Source organism: Streptomyces sp. SS1-1 (assembly GCF_008973465.1).
GTDB lineage: Bacteria > Actinomycetota > Actinomycetes > Streptomycetales > Streptomycetaceae > Streptomyces.
In genome coordinates, this window is record NZ_WBXN01000004.1 from 3,835,561 (window position 1) to 3,854,891 (window position 19,331).

General features: G+C 70.0%; 14 protein-coding genes. 9 read left to right on the forward strand and 5 right to left on the reverse strand.

What is annotated here, in order from left to right; all coding sequences use genetic code 11:
* Positions 1-160 precede the first annotated feature (160 nt).
* Positions 161-2,455, reverse strand: a complete 2,295-nt coding sequence (locus F8R89_RS18940) for a (Fe-S)-binding protein (protein ID WP_151785081.1) — start codon at positions 2,453-2,455, stop codon at positions 161-163.
* 217 nt (positions 2,456-2,672) lie between these two features.
* Between F8R89_RS18940 and F8R89_RS18945 the strand changes: the two genes are divergently transcribed.
* The 5 genes from F8R89_RS18945 to F8R89_RS18965 all read left to right on the forward strand — a co-directional run bounded on the left by F8R89_RS18945 (position 2,673) and on the right by F8R89_RS18965 (position 7,993).
* Positions 2,673-3,737, forward strand: a complete 1,065-nt coding sequence (locus F8R89_RS18945; RefSeq protein ID WP_151785082.1) for an MraY family glycosyltransferase — start codon at positions 2,673-2,675, stop codon at positions 3,735-3,737.
* Between the two features lie 94 nt (positions 3,738-3,831).
* Complete coding sequence (gene dnaK / locus F8R89_RS18950) at positions 3,832-5,676, forward strand: molecular chaperone DnaK (protein WP_151785083.1); 1,845 nt, start codon at positions 3,832-3,834, stop codon at positions 5,674-5,676.
* Positions 5,676-6,329, forward strand: a complete 654-nt coding sequence (gene grpE / locus F8R89_RS18955; protein ID WP_151785084.1) for a nucleotide exchange factor GrpE — start codon at positions 5,676-5,678, stop codon at positions 6,327-6,329. Before dnaK ends, grpE begins: the two co-directional genes overlap by 1 nt.
* Positions 6,330-6,362: 33 nt before the next feature.
* Positions 6,363-7,541 carry a molecular chaperone DnaJ gene (dnaJ, locus tag F8R89_RS18960; protein ID WP_151785085.1) on the forward strand — a complete coding sequence of 393 codons (1,179 nt, stop codon included), beginning with the start codon at positions 6,363-6,365 and terminating at the stop codon, positions 7,539-7,541.
* A gap of 5 nt (positions 7,542-7,546) precedes the next feature.
* Positions 7,547-7,993: a heat shock protein transcriptional repressor HspR gene (locus F8R89_RS18965; protein WP_151788193.1), complete on the forward strand. Its 447-nt coding sequence runs from the start codon at positions 7,547-7,549 to the stop codon at positions 7,991-7,993.
* A 68-nt stretch (positions 7,994-8,061) separates the two neighbouring features.
* On the opposite strand, the gene F8R89_RS18970 is transcribed toward F8R89_RS18965, so the two are convergent.
* A complete protein-coding gene (locus F8R89_RS18970) occupies positions 8,062-9,768 on the reverse strand; it encodes a PA14 domain-containing protein (protein WP_151785086.1) in 1,707 nt (568 codons plus the stop codon).
* A gap of 28 nt (positions 9,769-9,796) precedes the next feature.
* Positions 9,797-11,512: a PA14 domain-containing protein gene (locus tag F8R89_RS18975; protein WP_151785087.1), complete on the reverse strand. Its 1,716-nt coding sequence runs from the start codon at positions 11,510-11,512 to the stop codon at positions 9,797-9,799.
* A 304-nt stretch (positions 11,513-11,816) separates the two neighbouring features.
* Between F8R89_RS18975 and F8R89_RS18980 the strand changes: the two genes are divergently transcribed.
* Together F8R89_RS18980 and F8R89_RS18985 are read left to right on the forward strand one after the other, a co-directional pair.
* Complete coding sequence (locus F8R89_RS18980) at positions 11,817-12,944, forward strand: sugar ABC transporter substrate-binding protein (RefSeq protein ID WP_192806168.1); 1,128 nt, start codon at positions 11,817-11,819, stop codon at positions 12,942-12,944.
* Positions 12,945-13,267: 323 nt separating this feature from the next.
* The gene (locus F8R89_RS18985) at positions 13,268-14,329 is read left to right on the forward strand and encodes a helix-turn-helix transcriptional regulator (RefSeq protein ID WP_192806169.1); all 1,062 of its coding nucleotides are present in this window, start codon (positions 13,268-13,270) and stop codon (positions 14,327-14,329) included.
* Here the strand turns inward: F8R89_RS18985 and F8R89_RS18990 are convergent.
* A complete protein-coding gene (locus tag F8R89_RS18990) occupies positions 14,308-15,321 on the reverse strand; it encodes a helix-turn-helix transcriptional regulator (RefSeq protein ID WP_151788196.1) in 1,014 nt (337 codons plus the stop codon). The genes F8R89_RS18985 and F8R89_RS18990 overlap by 22 nt on opposite strands.
* Before the next feature lie 319 nt (positions 15,322-15,640).
* Here F8R89_RS18990 and F8R89_RS19000 point away from each other — a divergent pair, with 319 nt between their 5' ends.
* Positions 15,641-15,976, forward strand: coding sequence for a hypothetical protein (locus F8R89_RS19000; RefSeq protein ID WP_062673604.1), 336 nt, complete (start codon positions 15,641-15,643; stop codon positions 15,974-15,976).
* A 202-nt stretch (positions 15,977-16,178) separates the two neighbouring features.
* Here F8R89_RS19000 and F8R89_RS19005 read toward each other — a convergent pair whose 3' ends face one another.
* Positions 16,179-16,592, reverse strand: coding sequence for a pyridoxamine 5'-phosphate oxidase family protein (locus F8R89_RS19005; RefSeq protein ID WP_151785088.1), 414 nt, complete (start codon positions 16,590-16,592; stop codon positions 16,179-16,181).
* Positions 16,593-16,711: 119 nt separating this feature from the next.
* On the opposite strand from F8R89_RS19005, the gene clpB reads away from it, so the two are divergent.
* The gene (gene clpB, locus F8R89_RS19010; protein ID WP_151785089.1) at positions 16,712-19,309 is read left to right on the forward strand and encodes an ATP-dependent chaperone ClpB; all 2,598 of its coding nucleotides are present in this window, start codon (positions 16,712-16,714) and stop codon (positions 19,307-19,309) included.
* Positions 19,310-19,331 lie beyond the last annotated feature (22 nt).

The window sequence follows — 19,331 nt, forward strand, 5'->3', positions numbered from 1 at the left end:
CCCGGAACCAGGCCGTCGGGCCGGTACGGCTGCCGCGGCTGTCCGTACGCCTGCTGACCGGGGTCCCCGGGGGCGGCCTGCGCCCCTTCCTTCCGACGCACGACGAAGCCCCCTGTCCCGTTACGGGACAGGGGGCTTCGCCATGCGGCTCGGGAAGCGGCTACTTCGCCGGGGCCGGCTCCGGCTCGTTCTCGGCGCCGGCCTCGCCCGCGGGCGGCTCGTCGTCCGTCACGGGCGTCTTGACCGACTCCAGCAGCAGCTGGGCGACGTCGACGACCTGGATGGACTCCTTGGCCTTGCCGTCGTTCTTCTTGCCGTTGACCGAGTCGGTCAGCATGACGAGGCAGAACGGGCACGCGGTGGAGACGATGTCCGGGTTGGTGGAGAGGGCCTCGTCGACGCGCTCGTTGTTGATGCGCTTGCCGATCCGCTCCTCCATCCACATCCGGGCACCACCGGCGCCGCAGCAGAAGCCGCGCTCCTTGTGGCGGTGCATCTCCTCGTTGCGCAGACCGGGGACGCTGGCGATGATCTCGCGCGGCGGCGTGTAGATCTTGTTGTGCCGGCCCAGGTAGCACGGGTCGTGGTAGGTGATGATGCCCTCGACCGGGGTGACCGGGATCAACTTGCCCTCGTCCACCAGGTGCTGGAGCAGCTGGGTGTGGTGGATGACCTCGTAGTCGCCGCCGATCTGCGGGTACTCGTTGCCGATCGTGTTGAGGCAGTGCGGGCAGGTGGCGACGATCTTCTTCGCCGACCTCGGCTTCTTCGACTCGGGCGTCACGTTGCCCTCGTCGTCCATCTCCTCGCCGAACGCCATGTTCAGCGCCATGACGTTCTCCATGCCGAGCTCCTGGAACAGGGGCTCGTTGCCGAGGCGGCGGGCGGAGTCACCGGTGCACTTCTCGTCGCCGCCCATGATCGCGAACTTGACGCCCGCCATGTGCAGCAGTTCCGCGAAGGCCTTGGTGGTCTTCTTGGCGCGGTCCTCCAGGGCGCCGGCGCAGCCGACCCAGTACAGGTACTCGACCTCGGTGAGGTCCTCGATGTCCTTGCCGACGACCGGGACCTCGAAGTCGACCTCCTTGAGCCACTCCAGGCGCTGCTTCTTCGCCAGGCCCCAGGGGTTGCCCTTCTTCTCCAGGTTCTTGAGCATCGTGCCCGCCTCGGACGGGAACGCGGACTCGATCATCACCTGGTAGCGGCGCATGTCGACGATGTGGTCGATGTGCTCGATGTCGACCGGGCACTGCTCGACGCAGGCGCCGCAGGTGGTGCAGGACCACAGGACGTCCGGGTCGATGACGCCGTTCTCCTCGGCGGTGCCGATCAGCGGGCGCTCGGCCTCCGCGAGGGCGGCCGCGGGGACGTCCTTCAGCTGCTCCTCGGAGGCCTTCTCCTCGCCCTCCATGGTCTTGCCGCCACCCGCGAGCAGGTAGGGCGCCTTGGCGTGCGCGTGGTCGCGCAGCGACATGATCAGCAGCTTCGGGGAGAGCGGCTTGCCGGTGTTCCAGGCGGGGCACTGCGACTGGCAGCGGCCGCACTCGGTGCAGGTGGAGAAGTCCAGCAGGCCCTTCCAGGAGAACTGCTCGACCTGGGAGACGCCGAAGACGTCGTCCTCGCCGGGGTCGGCGAAGTCGATCGGCTTGCCGCCGGACGTCATCGCGGGCAGGGCGCCGAGCGCGGTCTCGCCGGTGGCGTTGCGCTTGAACCAGATGTTCGGGAACGCCAGGAAGCGGTGCCAGGCGACACCCATGTTGGTGTTCAGCGAGACGACGATCATCCACACGAAGGACGTGCCGATCTTGATCATCGCGACGAAGTAGACGAGGTTCTGCAGCGTGGTGACGCTCAGGCCCTTGAAGGCGAGCACCAGCGGGTACGAGGCGAAGTACCCGGCCTCGTAGCCGTCGACGTGGTGGAGCGCGCCCTCCAGGCCCCGCAGGACGTAGATGGCGAGGCCGATGGTGAGGATGACGTACTCGACGAAGTACGCCTGGCCCGCCTTGGAGCCGGCGAAGCGGGACTTGCGGCCCGGACGGGACGGCAGGCTCAGCAGCCGGATCACGATGAGCACGGCGATGCCGAGGATCGTCATCAGGCCGATGAACTCGATGTACATCTCGAACGGCAGGAACTCACCGATGACCGGCAGCGTCCAGTCGGCCTGGAAGAGCTGCCCGAACGCCTGGGCGAGGGTGGGCGGCAGCGTCAGGAAGCCGACCGCGACGAACCAGTGGGCGATGCCGACGATGCCCCAGCGGTTCATCCGGGTGTGACCGAGGAACTCCTTCACGAGCGTGACGCTGCGCGCGTAGGGGTTGTCGGTGCGGCTGCCGGCCGGCACCGGCTGGCCGAGCTTGAAGTACCGGACGAACTGGCCGATGGCGCGTGCGAGCAGCGCAACGCCGACCACGGTCAGCACCAGCGACACGATGATCGCGGCGAGTTGCATTTCGGGGCTCCTCGGGCCTGCGAGGGGGTGGTTCGAGGGGGTCCCTCGACATGACTGGCGACATTACTAAGCGGTAACTTATGCAGTCCTCTGAGACTACCCGCATCCTCCGTCGCACTGTAGTCAGGGGTGAGGTGATCTGGGTCGCTGAGGCTTGCCTTAAGAACCGATCGTGTTATTCATCCCGAAATGGTATATACGGCACTAACCTGACTCCGTGCTCTACGGGATCACCGCCGCCACCACCGCCCTGCTGGTCACCGCCCTGCTGGCGGCGCTGCTCCGTCTGCCCGCTCTGCGGTTCGGCATTCTCGACCGGCGCCGCCAGCGCCCGCTGCCCCTGCTCGGCGGGGTGGCGGTCGCCCTGGTGACCTGCCTGGTCGCCGCCGCCGGCGAGTGGACCGGGTACGCCCCGCTGGGCTCCGAGATCATGCGGCTGCTGGTCGCCGCGGGCGCCGTCGCCCTGCTCGGGCTCGTCGCCGACGTGCGGCGGGTCAAGGCGCGGTTCCTGGTCGGCGGTACGGCCGTCGCGGCGGCCTGCGTGGTGCCGTACCGCGACATCGGGTTCCTGCTCGCGGTGCCCGCCGTCGCCTGGATCGTCCTGGTCGCCGTCGCCTTCAAGGCGCTGGACCACGCGGACGCCCTGGCCGGCACGGTCGGCGTGCTCACCGCCTTCGGGGTGGGCGTCTGCGCGGCGGCCGAGGTCATGGACGAGCTGGCGGTGCTGCTGAGCGTGCTGGCCGCCGCCCTCACCGGTTTCCTGCTGCCGAACTGGCATCCCGCGCGGATCGGGCTCGGCGCGACCGGCTCGCTGTTCGTCGGGTTCGTGCTGGCCGCGTCGCTGGTGACGACCCGGGCCGGGCACGACCCGGCCGTCAGCGCCGGGGTCCTCTACGCCCTCTCCGCGCTCGCCGTCACCGACGTGGCCCTGGTCGCCGTCTCCCGGCGGCTGGCCGGACGGCCGCTGCTGCGGGGCGCGCCGGACCATCTGGCGCACCGGCTGCGGCGGGCCGGCCTCACCCCGCAGGGCACGACCGTCGCGCTGGGCGCCGCCGCGCTGCCCGGGGTGGTCGTCGGCGTCCTGGTGCACCTGGGGCGGCTCGGCGGGGCGGCGGTGTGGTGGGTGGCGGCGGGCTCCGCGCTCGTCGTCCTCGGCCTGCTGCACATCAAGCCCTACGGCCCCAGGCGTCAACCGCGCGTACCGGAGCAGGACTCCGTCCGTGTGTCCCGGCGTATGGCATCGTCGCAGGTGAGCGCGCAGTTGCGTGTAAGGAACGGATAAGACTTGAGCCAGGTCGACTCAGCTCTGTTGACCCGTCGCGAGCCGTCATGCACACTTGAGTCCGTTCCACTCAAGTCAGCTGGAGGAATCAACCATGGCACGTGCGGTCGGCATCGACCTGGGCACGACTAACTCCGTCGTCAGCGTTCTGGAGGGCGGCGAGCCCACCGTCATCACCAACGCCGAGGGTGCCAGGACCACGCCGTCCGTCGTCGCCTTCGCCAAGAACGGCGAGGTGCTGGTCGGCGAGGTGGCCAAGCGCCAGGCGGTCACGAACGTGGACCGGACCATCCGGTCCGTGAAGCGTCACATGGGCACCGACTGGAAGATGGAGCTCGACGGGAAGCCGTTCAACCCGCAGCAGATCTCCGCCTTCATCCTCCAGAAGCTGAAGCGTGACGCGGAGTCCTACCTGGGCGAGAAGGTCACGGACGCGGTCATCACCGTCCCGGCCTACTTCAACGACTCGGAGCGCCAGGCGACGAAGGAGGCCGGCGAGATCGCCGGTCTGAACGTCCTGCGCATCGTCAACGAGCCCACCGCGGCCGCGCTCGCGTACGGGCTCGACAAGGACGACCAGACGATCCTCGTCTTCGACCTCGGTGGCGGCACCTTCGACGTGTCCCTCCTGGAGATCGGCGACGGCGTCGTCGAGGTGAAGGCCACCAACGGTGACAACCACCTCGGTGGTGACGACTGGGACCAGCGTGTCGTCGACTACCTGGTCAAGCAGTTCCAGTCCGGTCACGGCGTGGACCTGTCCAAGGACAAGATGGCCCTCCAGCGCCTGCGCGAGGCGGCGGAGAAGGCCAAGATCGAGCTGTCCTCGTCCACCGAGACCTCGATCAACCTGCCCTACATCACCGCCTCCGCCGAAGGCCCGCTGCACCTGGACGAGAAGCTCACCCGGGCTCAGTTCCAGCAGCTGACGGCCGACCTGCTGGAGCGCTGCAAGACCCCGTTCTTCAACGTCATGAAGGACGCCGGCGTCTCCATCAACGAGATCGACCACGTCGTCCTCGTCGGTGGCTCCACCCGTATGCCCGCCGTCGCCGAGCTCGTCAAGGAGCTGACCGGCGGCAAGGAGGCCAACAAGGGCGTGAACCCGGACGAGGTCGTCGCCATCGGCGCCTCGCTCCAGGCCGGTGTCCTCAAGGGTGAGGTCAAGGACGTCCTGCTCCTCGACGTGACCCCGCTGTCCCTCGGCATCGAGACCAAGGGCGGCATCATGACCAAGCTCATCGAGCGCAACACCACGATCCCGACCAAGCGGTCCGAGATCTTCACGACGGCCGAGGACAACCAGCCGTCCGTGCAGATCCAGGTCTACCAGGGCGAGCGCGAGATCGCGGCGTACAACAAGAAGCTCGGGATGTTCGAGCTGACCGGTCTGCCGCCGGCGCCCCGCGGCGTCCCGCAGATCGAGGTGTCCTTCGACATCGACGCCAACGGCATCATGCACGTGACCGCCAAGGACCTGGGCACGGGCAAGGAGCAGAAGATGACCGTCACCGGCGGCTCCTCGCTGCCGAAGGACGAGGTCAACCGGATGCGCGAAGAGGCCGAGAAGTACGCGGAGGAGGACCACGCCCGCCGCGAGGCCGCCGAGACCCGCAACCAGGGCGAGCAGCTCGTCTACCAGACGGAGAAGTTCCTCAAGGACAACGAGGACAAGGTCCCGGCCGAGGTCAAGACCGAGGTCGAGTCCGCCGTCGAGGAGCTGAAGGCCGCGCTCAAGGGCGAGGACACCGCGCAGATCCGCACGGCCACCGAGAAGGTCGCCGCGGTCTCCCAGAAGGTCGGCCAGGCCATGTACGCCGACGCCCAGGCCGCCGGAGCCGGCGCCGAGGGTGCCGAGGCCGGTGGCGCCAAGGCCGCCGACGACGACGTGGTCGACGCCGAGATCGTGGACGACGAGCGTAAGGACGGTGCGGCGTAATGACGGAGGAGACCCCGGGCTTCGAGGAGAAGCCCGACGTCCCCTCCGGCGCCACCCCTGACGACGCCGAGCCGAAGGCCGCGCCCTCGCCGAACAGCGAGGGGACGGCCCCGGCCGGGGACGGACACGCAGACCCGGGCCTGGTGGCCCAGCTGGACCAGGTGCGCACCGCGCTCGGCGAGCGCACCGCGGACCTCCAGCGCCTCCAGGCCGAGTACCAGAACTACCGCCGCCGTGTGGAGCGGGACCGGATCACGGTCAAGGAGATCGCCGTCGCGAACCTCCTGACCGAGCTCCTTCCGGTACTGGACGACATCGGCCGCGCGCGGGAGCACGGCGAACTCGTCGGCGGATTCAAGTCCGTCGCGGAGTCGCTGGAGACCGTCGCGGCGAAGATGGGCCTCCAGCAGTTCGGCAAGGAGGGCGAGCCCTTCGACCCGACGATCCACGAGGCGCTGATGCACAGCTACGCGCCGGACGTCACCGAGACGACCTGCGTCGCGATCCTCCAGCCGGGGTATCGCATCGGCGAACGCACCATCCGCCCCGCGCGGGTGGCCGTCGCCGAGCCCCAGCCGGGCGCGCAGGCCGCCAAGGAGGAGTCCGCCGAGGCGGCCGACGACAAGGAGAGCGGTGGCCCGGACGAGGGCTGACGTTGAACCGATGAGGAAGGAGGGACGTCGAGGATGAGCACGAAGGACTTCATCGAGAAGGACTACTACAAGGTCCTCGGCGTCCCCAAGGACGCCACCGAGGCCGAGATCAAGAAGGCGTACCGGAAGCTCGCCCGCGAGTTCCACCCGGACGCCAACAAGGGCAACGCCAAGGCGGAGGAGCGGTTCAAGGAGATCTCCGAGGCGAACGACGTCCTCGGCGACCCCAAGAAGCGCAAGGAGTACGACGAGGCCCGCGCCCTGTTCGGCAACGGCGGTTTCCGCCCCGGTCCGGGCGGCGCGGGCGGCTCCTTCAACTTCGACCTGGGCGACCTCTTCGGAGGCACCCAGGGCGGCCAGGCCGGAGCCGGCGGTTTCGGCGGTGGACTGGGTGACGTCTTCGGAGGTCTGTTCAACCGCGGCGGCACGGGCACGACCCGGACCCAGCCGCGGCGCGGCCAGGACATCGACACCGAGGTCAGCCTCAGCTTCACCGAGGCGATCGAGGGGGCGACGGTCCCCCTGCGGATGTCCTCCCAGTCGCCGTGCAAGGCGTGCGCGGGCACCGGCGACAAGAACGGCACCCCGCGCGTGTGCCCGACCTGTGTCGGCACCGGCCAGGTGGCCCGCGGATCGGGCGGCGGCTTCTCGCTGACCGACCCGTGCCCGGACTGCAAGGGCCGCGGCCTCATCGCCGAGCACCCCTGCGCCGAGTGCAAGGGCAGCGGCCGGGCCAAGTCGTCCCGGACGATGCAGGTGCGCATCCCCGCCGGAGTGTCCGACGGGCAGCGCATCCGGCTGCGCGGCAAGGGCGCGCCCGGCGAGCGGGGCGGCCCCGCCGGTGACCTGTACGTCACCGTCCACGTCGACGCGCACCCGGTCTTCGGGCGCAAGGACGACAACCTGACGGTGACCGTCCCCGTGACCTTCGCGGAGGCGGCGCTCGGCGGGGAGGTCAGGGTCCCGACCCTGGGCGGCCCCGCCGTGACCCTGAAGCTGCCGCCGGGCACGCCCAACGGCCGCACCATGCGGGCGCGGGGCAAGGGCGCGGTGCGCAAGGACGGCACCCGCGGGGACCTCCTGGTCACCGTCGAGGTGAGTGTCCCGAAGGACGTGACGGGGAAGGCTCGTGAAGCGCTGGAGGCGTATCGCGAGGCGACCGCGGGTGAGGACCCGCGGGCGGAGCTGTTCCAGGCCGCGAAGGGAGCATGAGTCAGATGGACGGTCGTCGGCGCAACCCGTATGAACTGACCGAGGAGACCCCGGTCTATGTCATCTCGGTGGCGGCCCAGCTGTCCGGCCTGCACCCGCAGACCCTCCGTCAGTACGACCGCCTCGGCCTGGTCTCCCCGGACCGCACGCCCGGGCGGGGCCGGCGCTACTCGGCCCGCGACATCGAACTGCTCCGCCAGGTGCAGCAGTTGTCGCAGGACGAGGGCATCAACCTGGCCGGCATCAAGCGCATCATCGAACTGGAGAACCAGGTCGCCGCGCTCCAGACCCGCGTCGCCGAACTGCAGGCGGCCCTGGACGGAGCGGCGGCGGCGATGCAGCAGCGCGAGGCGGCGGTCCACGCCTCGTACCGCCGCGACCTGGTCCCGTACCAGGAGGTCCAGCAGACCAGCGCGCTGGTCGTCTGGCGCCCGAAGCGGGCGAAGGACTAGGACACCCGCACAGCACGCGAAAGGGGCCCGGAGATCTGTCTCCGGGCCCCTTCGTGTGCGCTACGGCATCACTCGTCGGGAGGTCCGGTGACGGGCTCGGTGACGGTGACGTACGAGAACGCACCGCCGTCGGTGAAGAGGGAGTTGCCGGCGCGGTCCCGGGCGACCACGGCCCAGCGGACGTCCTGGCCCGTCGGGTCCCAGACCTCGTGGGAGTAGGACAGCGCCTCGTCCTCGCCCCGCCTCGGAATGACCTTGTCCCACTCCGCGTACACCCAGGTGCCGTCGACGAACTCCCCGCGGTAGACGACGTAGGCGGAGACGTCCTGCTCGGTGTTCGCCTGCCACCGCAGGACGATGTCGTAGCCGTCCATGGCGCCCCGCAGCCCGCTGACGGCGGCCGGGGCCAGACCGGTCGCCGGGGCGACGGCCGTGGCCGGCGCCGAGGCGGCGGACTCCTGTTCCTGTCTGTCCACGGCGGTCACGGTGTACACGTACGAGCGGCTGTGCCGCACGTTCGTGTCGGTGTACGACGTCTGCCGGGGGCCGACCTCGTCGACGAGCCTGCCGTCGCGGTAGATGCGGAACGTCGACAGGTCGGAGGCGACGGGCGCACTGGACGCCTTCCACGTCACGGTGATGCCGCTGCCCGCCGTCGGGTTCGCCTCGACGGCCACGGGCGCGGAGGGCGCCCAGTCGTCGCGCGCCACGTACGCGCCGGCCGACTTCGCGGACGTGTTGCCGGCCGCGTCCACGGCCGAGACCCAGTAGCTGTAGTACAGGTTCTCCTTGACCGTGGAGTCGACCCAGGACGTGGACGTCACCTTCGCGACCTGCACGACCGGGTTGTCGCCGCCGTCGTCGTCCCAGCGCCGATGGACGACGTACCGGGTGGCCCCGGGGACCGTCTTCCAGGTGAGCCGGACGCCGGGCTGACTGTCGGTCGCGGCGAGCCCCGTGGGGACGGCGGGCGCGGTCCGGTCCGGTGTGGTGACGAGCTGGTCCGTCGTGCCCGTGCCCTCGTTGCCCGCCTTGTCCGCGGCGCGGATCTCGTAGTAGTACGACTCGCCGGTGGCCGGCGGGACGTCGGTGTACGTGGTCGCCTTGGTGGTCGTCAGCTTCTTCCAGCTGCTGCTCCCCTTGAGGCGGCGGTAGACGCGGTAGCCGGCGAGGTCCATCTCCTTGTTGGGGGTCCAGGTGAGCTTGGCCTTGCCGGTGGTGGTGTCGTAGGCGGCTTTCGCGCCGGTGGGGGCGAGGGGTTTGGTCTTGTCGACGGTGGCGGTGGTGCGGGGGGTGTAGGTGAACTTCACCTTGGCGTTGCCGGTCCAGTTGACGTAGTCGACGCGCAGGGTGTGCTTGCCCGACGGGATCGTGACGTTGAGCGTCTTGGAGACCGTGGTGGAGGTGTTCTTCCACAGGTCGATCTTGCGGGTGCCGTCGAGGTACACGCGGATGCCGTCGAGGGCGGAGGCGGTGAGGGTGAAGGGGCCGCCGGAGCCGAAGTCGCGGGTGACGCTCCAGCGGACGCCGAAGTTGTCCTTGGGGAGTCCGGAGGCGGGGGCGCCGGACCAGCTCTGGTCGATGGCGGTGTCGCAGTCGGTCTTCTTCGGTGTCCCGGAGAACGTGGTGTTCGCGAAGAACTGGCGCTTGAAGACCGGCGAGGTGCAGGACACCGCGGCCGACGCGGGCGCGGCGAGGGCGGTGAGCAGACCACCGGCGGTGGAGAGCACGACGGCGGTGGCGGTCACCGCTGTCGCGCGTCTGGCTGGGTTCATGGGTTCCGTTCGGTCCGTTCTCGAGCGGTCACTGGGCGGGGGCCGTGATGGCGTAGTCGCCCGTGGGGACGGACTCCGTGCCGTCGGCGGCGACAGCGGTGACCCAGTAGTAGGACGTGGTGCCGCGCGCGGCACCGGTGTCGACGTACTCCGTGGCGCCAGGCGCGGCGACGTCGATCCGCTCGTAGGCCGAGGTGCCGCGGTTCCAGCGGTAGATGCGGTAGCCGGCCGCCTGCTCGGGGGCGTCCTCGCCGAGGCCGTGCCAGCTGAGCCGGTTGCCCTCGTCGCCCTCGGCGCCCGCCGCCTCAAGGGTGAGAGGGGAGCCTTCCGGCGTCTCGACGGACGGCGTGGTGTCCAGTTCCGTCGCCACCACGATCTGGGCGTCACCGGTCCACTGGAAGGCGGAGTTGCCGGCGTCGTCGACCGCGTCGACGATGAAGCAGGACTCCTCGCCGTCCGGGAGCGTGGTGTAGGCGTACGACGTCGTGTCGGCGGACACGTAGTACCCCGGGTAGAGGGAGCACACCTGCTCCTCCTCGTCGCCCCAGAGTTCGCCCCGGCGCACGACGTAGCTTCGCAGGTCGGGGGTGGGGTTGGCGTCCCAGCGCACCTCGAAGCCGTACTCGGTCGGCGTGACGGTGACGCCGGTGACCAGCGACGGCGGGGTCTCGTCGCGGCGCCGGCCGCTGACGGAGGAGGAGCGGGCCGACTCGTTGCCGGCGGCGTCCAGCGACGTGACCCGGTAGTGGTACGTGGTGCCCTCGACAGCGGTGGTGTCGACGTAGGAGACCTGGGCGGTGGTGCCGACCCGGGTGTACGTGCCGTCGGCGCTCGCGGACCGGTAGACCCGGTACGACGTGGCCTCGGCGGCGGCCTTCCAGCCGACCCGCAGGCCGTTCTCCTGGGACGCGGTGGTCAGCCCGGTGGGCGCGGCGGGTGCGGTCCGGTCGAGCGTCGTCACCGGCTGGTCCGTCGTGCCTGTGCCGGTGTTGCCCGCCTTGTCCTTGGCGCGGATCTCGTAGTAGTACGTCGCGCCCGTCTTCGGGAGGGTGGTGTCCGTGTACGACGTGGAGGTGGTCGTCGCGAGGGGCGTGGTGCCGAACGAGGCGCCCTTGAGGCGGCGGTAGACGCGGTAGCCGGCGAGGTCCATCTCCTTGTTGGGGGTCCAGGTGAGTCTGGCCTTGCCGGTGGTGGTGTCGTAGGCGGCCTTGGCGCCGGTGGGGGCGAGGGGTTTGGTCTTGTCGACCGTGGCGGTGGTGCGGGGGGTGTAGGCGAACTTCACCTTGGCGTTGCCGGTCCAGTTGACGTAGTCGACGCGCAGGGTGTGCTTGCCCGACGGGATCGTGACGTTGAGCGTCTTGGAGACCGTGGTGGAGGTGTTCTTCCACAGGTCGATCTTGCGGGTGCCGTCGAGGTACACGCGGATGCCGTCGAGGGCGGAGGCGGTGAGGGTGAAGGGGCCGCCCGAGCCGAAGTCGCGGGTGACGCTCCAGCGGACGCCGAAGTTGTCCTTGGGGAGTCCGGAGGCGGGGGCGCCGGACCAGCTCTGGTCGATGGCGGTGTCGCAGTCGGTCTTCTTCGGTGTCCCGGAGAACGTGGTGTTCGCGAAGAACTGGCGCTTGAAGACCGGCGAGGTGCAGGACACCGCGGCCGACGCGGGGGTGACCGTGGTGAGCAGGGTGCCCGCGGTGGCGAGCGCGACCGCCGTCGCGGCGGCGGTGGTCGCGCGTCTGGCTGAGTTCATTCGATCCTCTGGTCGAGTACGGGACGGCGGTGCGAGCCGTCTCGAACAGGACTCATCACGAACGGGGTTGGTTGTACGAATTCCGCTACGCCGTCCGCCGGGTCCCCGCGTGAGGTTCGGTGGAGGGGGTGTAACTGGTGATCTGCGAAGTTCCGCAATGTCTTTACATGATCGACGGAGCGTAGTGTTGCGCACTCGTTAAGTGGTTCCGCTTGACGCTGGGGGGCGTCGGCGCGTTGTCTTTTCAGACATTGGGGCGCAATGGCGCGCCCGTGTCCCGAAGGCACCAGAAGTGAGCTTCCCTATGCGTCCCTTGCGCTCTCTGCGCCGTACCGCCACCGCCGTGGCCGCCGCTTCCACGATGACGCTCGCGCTGGGCGCGTGCGGCGGACTGGGGGTCACAGGGGACAGCAGCGAGGCGAGCCCGACCAAGGGCAACGACATCACCGTGGGCCTGCTGCTGCCGGAGACCGCGAACACGCGTTACGACAAGTTCGACTACCCCATCATCAAGGAGAAGGTCGAGAGCCTCACCAGCCGTCAGGGCAAGGTCGTCTACCGCAACGCCGACGCGGACGCGAAGAAGCAGGAGCAGCAGCTCCAGCAGCTCGTCGACGACGGGGTGGACGTCATCCTGCTGGACGCCGTGGACGCGCACGCCATCGCGGGCGGGGTGCAGAAGGCCAAGGACGCCGGTATCCCGGTCATCGCCTACGACCGCCTCGCCGAGGGCCCCATCGACGCCTACGTCTCCTTCGACAACGAGCTGGTCGGCGAGGTGCAGGGCCGTTCGCTGCTGGAGGCGATGGGGGAGGTCGACTCCTCCGACAAGATCGTGATGATGAACGGGTCGCTCACCGACCCGAACGCCAAGCAGTTCAAGTCGGGCGCGCTCTCCGAGCTCAAGGGCACGGTGGACATCGCCAAGTCCTACGACACCAAGGACTGGAAGCCCGAGAACGCCCAGGCCAACATGACCGAGGCGATCAACGAGATCGGCGTGGCCAACATCAAGGGCGTCTACTCCGCCAACGACGGCATGGCCGGAGGCGTCATCAAGGCCCTGGAGGCCGCGGGCGTGACCAAGCTGCCGCCCATCACCGGCCAGGACGCCGAACTGGACGCCGTGCAGCGCATCCTGACCGGCGAGCAGTACATGAGCGTCTACAAGTCCTACCCGCACGAGGCCGAGAGCGCCGCCGAGATGGCCGTCGCGAAGGTCCAGGGCAAGGACATCCAGTTCGACTCCCTCACCCAGGACCAGGTCGACAGCCCCACCCACCAGGACATCCCGGCCCTGCTGGTCCCGGTGGCCGCCCTGACCAAGTCGAACATCGACAAGACGGTCCTGGCCGACGGCATCTACAAGCTGTCGGAGATCTGCACGGCCAAGTACAAGGCCGCGTGCCAGCAGGCCGGCCTCAGCAAGTAGCCGACCGGCCCACGAACGACCGGAGCCGCCGGGGCAGGACGCCCCGGCGGCTCTTGCGTTGTGCGAACCCGGGGGTCGCAAACCGGCCGCCGCTCGGGCGACAGGGCCGGAAAACCCCCATCAGGTTGTTGCAGCCCGGCGCCCCTGAGGGACGGAAATACCGGGATACGGCGGGATGTTGTGCCCCGGCGCGCGGCGGGAGCCGTGTTGCGGACCACGGCCCGTCCGCGCATAGTTGCGCTGCGGAAGCGCGAGCGAACCTCACGCCCGCAGGGCCGGGCGCGGTACCGGCGCGCGAGGCGAGACCGGGGGTGGATGGAGCGATGGCCGGGCACGGGGAGCAGGAGCATCCCCATGGCGCCGACCGCCTGTGCGAGACCGGGGACCGCGTGTACTCCCGGGCCGTACGCCGCGGACGGGTGTCCCGCCAGGACGCGGAACCGGTGCCCTGCCTGCTGGAGCTGGCGCTGCTGCACCCGGACCCCGACGACATGGACTGGCTGGTGCCGACCTCCCCGCAGGAGGTCATGACCCGGCTGCTGCGCGGGATGTACGAGGAGGTCAGCACGGCCCAGCTGCGGATGGGCTCGGCGGTCGCGGCCTTCGAGCGGTACGCCGGACTCGCCCCGCTCCCCCGCCAGGCGTCCGGCGCCGAGGGCACCGCCCTGCGCATCCTCGACGGCGACGCGCGGATCCAGGCCGCGCTGGACGAGGCGACGCGGGCGTGCACCAGCGAGGTGCTGACCGTGCAGCCCGGCGGCATCCGCCCCGAGCACGAGCTGACGGAGGGTCTGCACCGGGCGATGGCGCTGCGCGGCCGGGGCGTGCGGATGCGCGACCTGTACACGCATGTGGCCCGGCACGGGCAGGGGCTGCTCAACTACCTGGAGCTGATGGGCGACGCGGTGGAGGCCCGCACCCTGGACGAGGTCATCGACCGGCTGATCCTCTTCGACCGCACGGTGGCCTTCATCCCGGCGAACACCGACCGCACGATGGCGCTGGAGCTGCGCCACCCGGCCCTCATCAACTACCTGGTGACGGCGTTCGACCGGCTGTGGCGGCTCGCGATCCCGCTGACCGCCCCGATCCCGGACACCGGCTTCGAGGGCGTCTCGCACCGGGAGCAGTCCATCGCCGCGCTGCTCGCGGAGGGGCACCAGGACGCGGTCATCGCGGAGCGGCTCGGCATCAGCGTGCGCACCTGCCGGGCGCACATCGCCCGCCTGTCGGAGACGCTGGGCGCGGCGAGCCGTACGCAGCTCGGGGTGCGGATCGCGCAGGTCGGCCTGGACCGGGCGGCCCGCGCGGCCCAGATCCCCGGCCGGCAGCCGTTCGGCGTCACGGCCGGGCGTGACGCGGCTCAGCTGCCTCCGGGCCGGTGATCCTCGTTGAGGATGCCGGACTGGGCGATGAGATAGCCGAGCTGGGCGCGGCTGCCGCTGCCCAGGGCGGTGGCCAGCTTGGCGATGTGGGCCCGGCAGGTGCGGACGTTCATCCCGAGCCGGCGCGCGATGGCCTCGTCGACGTGGCCCTCCACCAGGAGCTTGGCGATGGTGTGCTGGATGTCGGTGATGCCGTCGGGGGCGGTCTCGTAGGGGGCGTGCTCGCTCAGCGGGACCGCGCGGCTCCACATGAACTCGAAGACCTTGATGAGGTACCGGATGAGCCCGGGGTGCCGTAGCTCCAGGGCGACCTGCTGGTCGTCGCGGGTGGGGATGAAGGCGACCGACTCGTCGCAGATGATGAGGCGCTCGACGAGTTCGTCGATGGTGCGGTACTCGACCTTGCCGTCGGAGAGCTGGGCGACGTAGGCCAGCTTGCCGGGGTTGTAGCGGACCGTGTGCTGGTAGAGGGTCCGTATGCGCACCCCGCGCTCGATGAGTGGCCGGTCGCGCTCCAGGCCCTGCAGGAGGCTGGCCTCGGAGATACGGGTGCTGGGCTGGATGGTGAGCATCTCGGTCTGGCACTGGGCGGTGGCCAGGTTGAGGGCGGCGTTGATCCGCTCGCCGCCCTCCAGGACCGTGATCGAGTGGGTGCTCCCGGTGACCTGGGTGCTGAGGTCCATGAAGGGCTGGAGGGACTCGGTCAGCTCGACCGACAGCCGGCGGCGCTCGGCGATCTCCCGTTCGATGGGATTGAGCCGTTGGGCGAGCGCCACCGAGGCGGGGAGGGGGATCAGCCAGTTCGCGTCGTCGGGGTCCGGATAGAGCAGCGCGAACTCCATCAGACAGGGCGCGGACTCCACGTCGGCGCGGGCGATACGCCCCGCACGCAGCGCGTTCGCATAGAGACGGCTGCCTTGAGCGCACATCTCGGTCATCGCATGGGGATGTGTCGCTTTAGTCTGATTCGTTGCCAAATCTCCACCCCCCATGGTCCTGAACATGCAGGAACATGATGCACCGATCGTGTGGCCATGAAGTGCCCGAATGAGCCATCGTCTTACTCGACGGGGGAAGAGGGGACCTTCAAGTGAGGACGAAGCCGATTATGCGGAACAAAATGCTTCGCTCGATTCTTGTCGCCGCCTTCTCCGCCGTTGTGGCCGTCGGAGCCCTGAGTGGCCTTTCGGAAGCGAAGAGCGACTCGCGGGCGGACAGCAGCTGGCCGAGTGCGGCTCCGACTGTCGTCATCGCCGGGGACAGCTCCTGGCCGGTCATCGGCGCGGATGGCGGCAGCGAGCAGGAGCCGGCATGACCACCCCACCCGACGACAGGTCATTTCGCAGGGAGATGGCGACCGCCTACCGCTCAGGGTGGCACTTCATCGACCTGGTCACCGCGATCCCCCACCCCGGTGACTCCCTGATGGTGACCGTCTTCGGCGAACCGGTGGTCGTCACGCGCGACGAGGACGAGGACGTTCGGGCGTATCGATGTCTGCGGCGTCCTCGGGGGGCGCCGCAGCCCGTGCGGTGCGCCATCCGGTACGGAATGATCTTCGTCAACCTGGACCAGCGGGACCACCGTCTCGTGGAGCCGGAGGCACCGGCCCCAAGGACCATTTCAGCCACCCCCCGCAGTGCCTGACGCGATTCCCCCGTCGTAACAGATCGCTCAGGTGCTTCCCCCCGCAGCGGCGTCACCGTGACCTGAACACGGTGACGCCGCTGCAGTTTTCGGGGATATTTCCCGCTTTACGGCGACCCGCGACGCGCGCTCGGCGCTCCCCGACGCGGCCGGAACCGGCCCCTCCGCGTCCACATCCATGTCCCGGGGCTCGCCCGGTGCCTCACCCGCGCCCCATCGCCCGTGTGAGCGCGATCTCGATGACCACCCGGTCCGGGTTCGGCGTCGGGGTCCGCCCGTACCGGACGGCGTAGCGCCGCTCGGCCTCCCGCACCCGCTCCGGCTCGCCGCTGACGTGCGCCACGCCCTCCAGCGTCGCCCAGCGCCCGCCGTCCACCTGGCAGACCGCGACCCGCGCACCCGCGGCGCCGGCGGCGAGCACGTGCGCCACCTTCCTGCTGGACTTGTTGGTGATCACCCGAGCCAGCCGGGCCTCGGGTTCGTAGGTGACACCGACGGGCACCACGTGCGGGGAGCCGTCCGGACGGGACGTGGTGAGCGTGCACAGATGCCTCTCCTGCCAGAAGGAGAGGTACGGCGCGTCCGGCGCGCCCGGATCCTGGGGGTATGCGGCCATGGTCGGAACCTAGCGGGTACCCGGTCCCCGAGCCCACCTTGAGCGGAATGGACTCAACTTTGTGTACGCTGATTTTGTCAGTTACTGGGAGACGCTGACGCCAGGAGGAGAAGGGACACGTGGACGCCGAGCTGACCAACAGGAGCCGGGACGCGATCAACGCGGCCAGCAACCGGGCCGTGACCGACGGGCACCCGGATCTCACCCCCGCCCACCTGCTGCTGGCTCTGCTCGAGGGCCAGGACAACGAGAACATCACCGACCTGCTGGCCGCCGTCGAGGCCGACCAGGCCGCCGTGCGGTCCGGCACCGAGCAGGCGCTCGCCGCCCTGCCCAGCGTGACGGGGTCCACCGTGGCGCCCCCGCAGCCCAACCGCGACCTGCTCGCCGTCATCGCGGACGCGCAGGCCCGCGCCAAGGACCTGGGCGACGAGTACCTGTCCACCGAGCACCTGCTCATCGGGATCGCCGCCAAGGGCGGCCCCGCGGCCGACGTGCTCACCCGCCAGGGCGCGACCGCCAAGAAGCTGCTGGACGCCTTCCAGAAGGCCAGGGGAGGCCGCCGCGTGACCACCGCAGACCCCGAGGGGCAGTACAAGGCGCTGGAGAAGTTCGGCACCGACTTCACCGCCGCCGCCCGTGAGGGCAAGCTCGACCCCGTCATCGGACGGGACCAGGAGATCCGCCGGGTCGTGCAGGTGCTGTCCCGCCGCACCAAGAACAACCCCGTCCTCATCGGCGAGCCCGGCGTCGGCAAGACCGCCGTCGTCGAAGGGCTCGCCCAGCGCATCGTCAAGGGCGACGTGCCCGAGTCGCTGAAGAACAAGCGGCTCGTCGCGCTCGACCTCGGCGCGATGGTCGCGGGCGCCAAGTACCGCGGCGAGTTCGAGGAGCGCCTGAAGACCGTCCTGGCCGAGATCAAGGACTCCGACGGGCAGATCATCACCTTCATCGACGAGCTGCACACGGTCGTCGGCGCGGGCGCCGGCGGCGACTCCGCCATGGACGCCGGCAACATGCTGAAGCCGATGCTGGCCCGCGGCGAGCTGCGCATGGTCGGCGCGACCACGCTGGACGAGTACCGCGAGCGCATCGAGAAGGACCCCGCGCTGGAGCGGCGCTTCCAGCAGGTGCTGGTCGCCGAGCCCTCCGTCGAGGACTCCATCGCCATCCTGCGCGGACTCAAGGGCCGCTACGAGGCCCACCACAAGGTGCAGATCGCGGACAGCGCGCTGGTCGCCGCCGCGACCCTGTCCGACCGGTACATCACCTCCCGCTTCCTGCCCGACAAGGCCATCGACCTCGTCGACGAGGCCGCGTCCCGGCTGCGTATGGAGATCGACTCCTCGCCGGTCGAGATCGACGAGCTCCAGCGGTCCGTGGACCGGCTGCGCATGGAGGAGCTGGCCCTCGAGAAGGAGACCGACCCCGCCTCCCGGGAGCGCCTGGAGAAGCTGCGCCGCGACCTCGCCGACCGCGAGGAGGAGCTGCGCGGCCTGACCGCCCGCTGGGAGAAGGAGAAGCAGTCCCTCAACCGCGTCGGTGAGCTGAAGGAACGCCTCGACGAGGTGCGCGGCCAGGCCGAGCGCGCCCAGCGCGACGGCGACTTCGACACCGCCTCCAAGCTGCTCTACGGCGAGATCCCGGCCCTGGAGAAGGAGCTGGAGGCCGCCTCCGAGGCCGAGGAGGAGGCCGCGCGGGACACCATGGTCAAGGAGGAGGTCGGCCCCGACGACATCGCGGACGTCGTCGCCGCCTGGACCGGCATCCCCGCGGGCCGGCTCATGGAGGGCGAGACGCAGAAGCTGCTGCGCATGGAGGAGGAGCTGGGCAGGCGCCTGATCGGCCAGGAGGAGGCCGTGCGGGCCGTGTCCGACGCGGTGCGCCGCACCCGGGCCGGCATCGCCGACCCCGACCGGCCCACCGGCTCGTTCCTCTTCCTCGGCCCGACCGGCGTCGGCAAGACCGAGCTGGCCAAGGCGCTCGCCGACTTCCTCTTCGACGACGAGCGGGCCATGGTCCGCATCGACATGTCGGAGTACGGCGAGAAGCACAGCGTGGCCCGGCTGGTCGGCGCGCCCCCCGGCTACGTCGGCTACGAGGAGGGCGGCCAGCTCACCGAGGCCGTGCGCAGGCGGCCGTACAGCGTCGTCCTGCTGGACGAGGTGGAGAAGGCGCACCCCGAGGTCTTCGACATCCTGCTCCAGGTCCTGGACGACGGGCGGCTCACCGACGGGCAGGGCCGCACGGTCGACTTCCGCAACACGATCCTGGTGCTGACGTCCAACCTGGGCAGCCAGTACCTGGTCGACCCGCTCACCAGCGAGACGGAGAAGAAGGAGCAGGTCCTGGAGGTGGTCCGCGCCTCCTTCAAGCCCGAGTTCCTGAACCGGCTGGACGACCTCGTGGTCTTCTCGGCGCTCGGCAAGGACGAGCTCAGCCGGATCGCGCGGCTCCAGATCGACCGGCTCGCCAAGCGGCTGGCCGAGCGGCGGCTCACCCTGGAGGTCACCGACGCGGCCCTTGCCTGGCTCGCCGACGAGGGCAACGACCCGGCCTACGGCGCCCGCCCGCTGCGCCGCCTCGTCCAGACGGCCATCGGCGACCGGCTCGCCAAGGAGATCCTGTCCGGCGAGGTCAAGGACGGCGACACGGTCCGGGTCGACGCCTTCGGCGACGGCCTGATCGTGGGACCGGCCACCGGGAAGACACTCTGAGGCGTCCCGGCACCGTGATCAC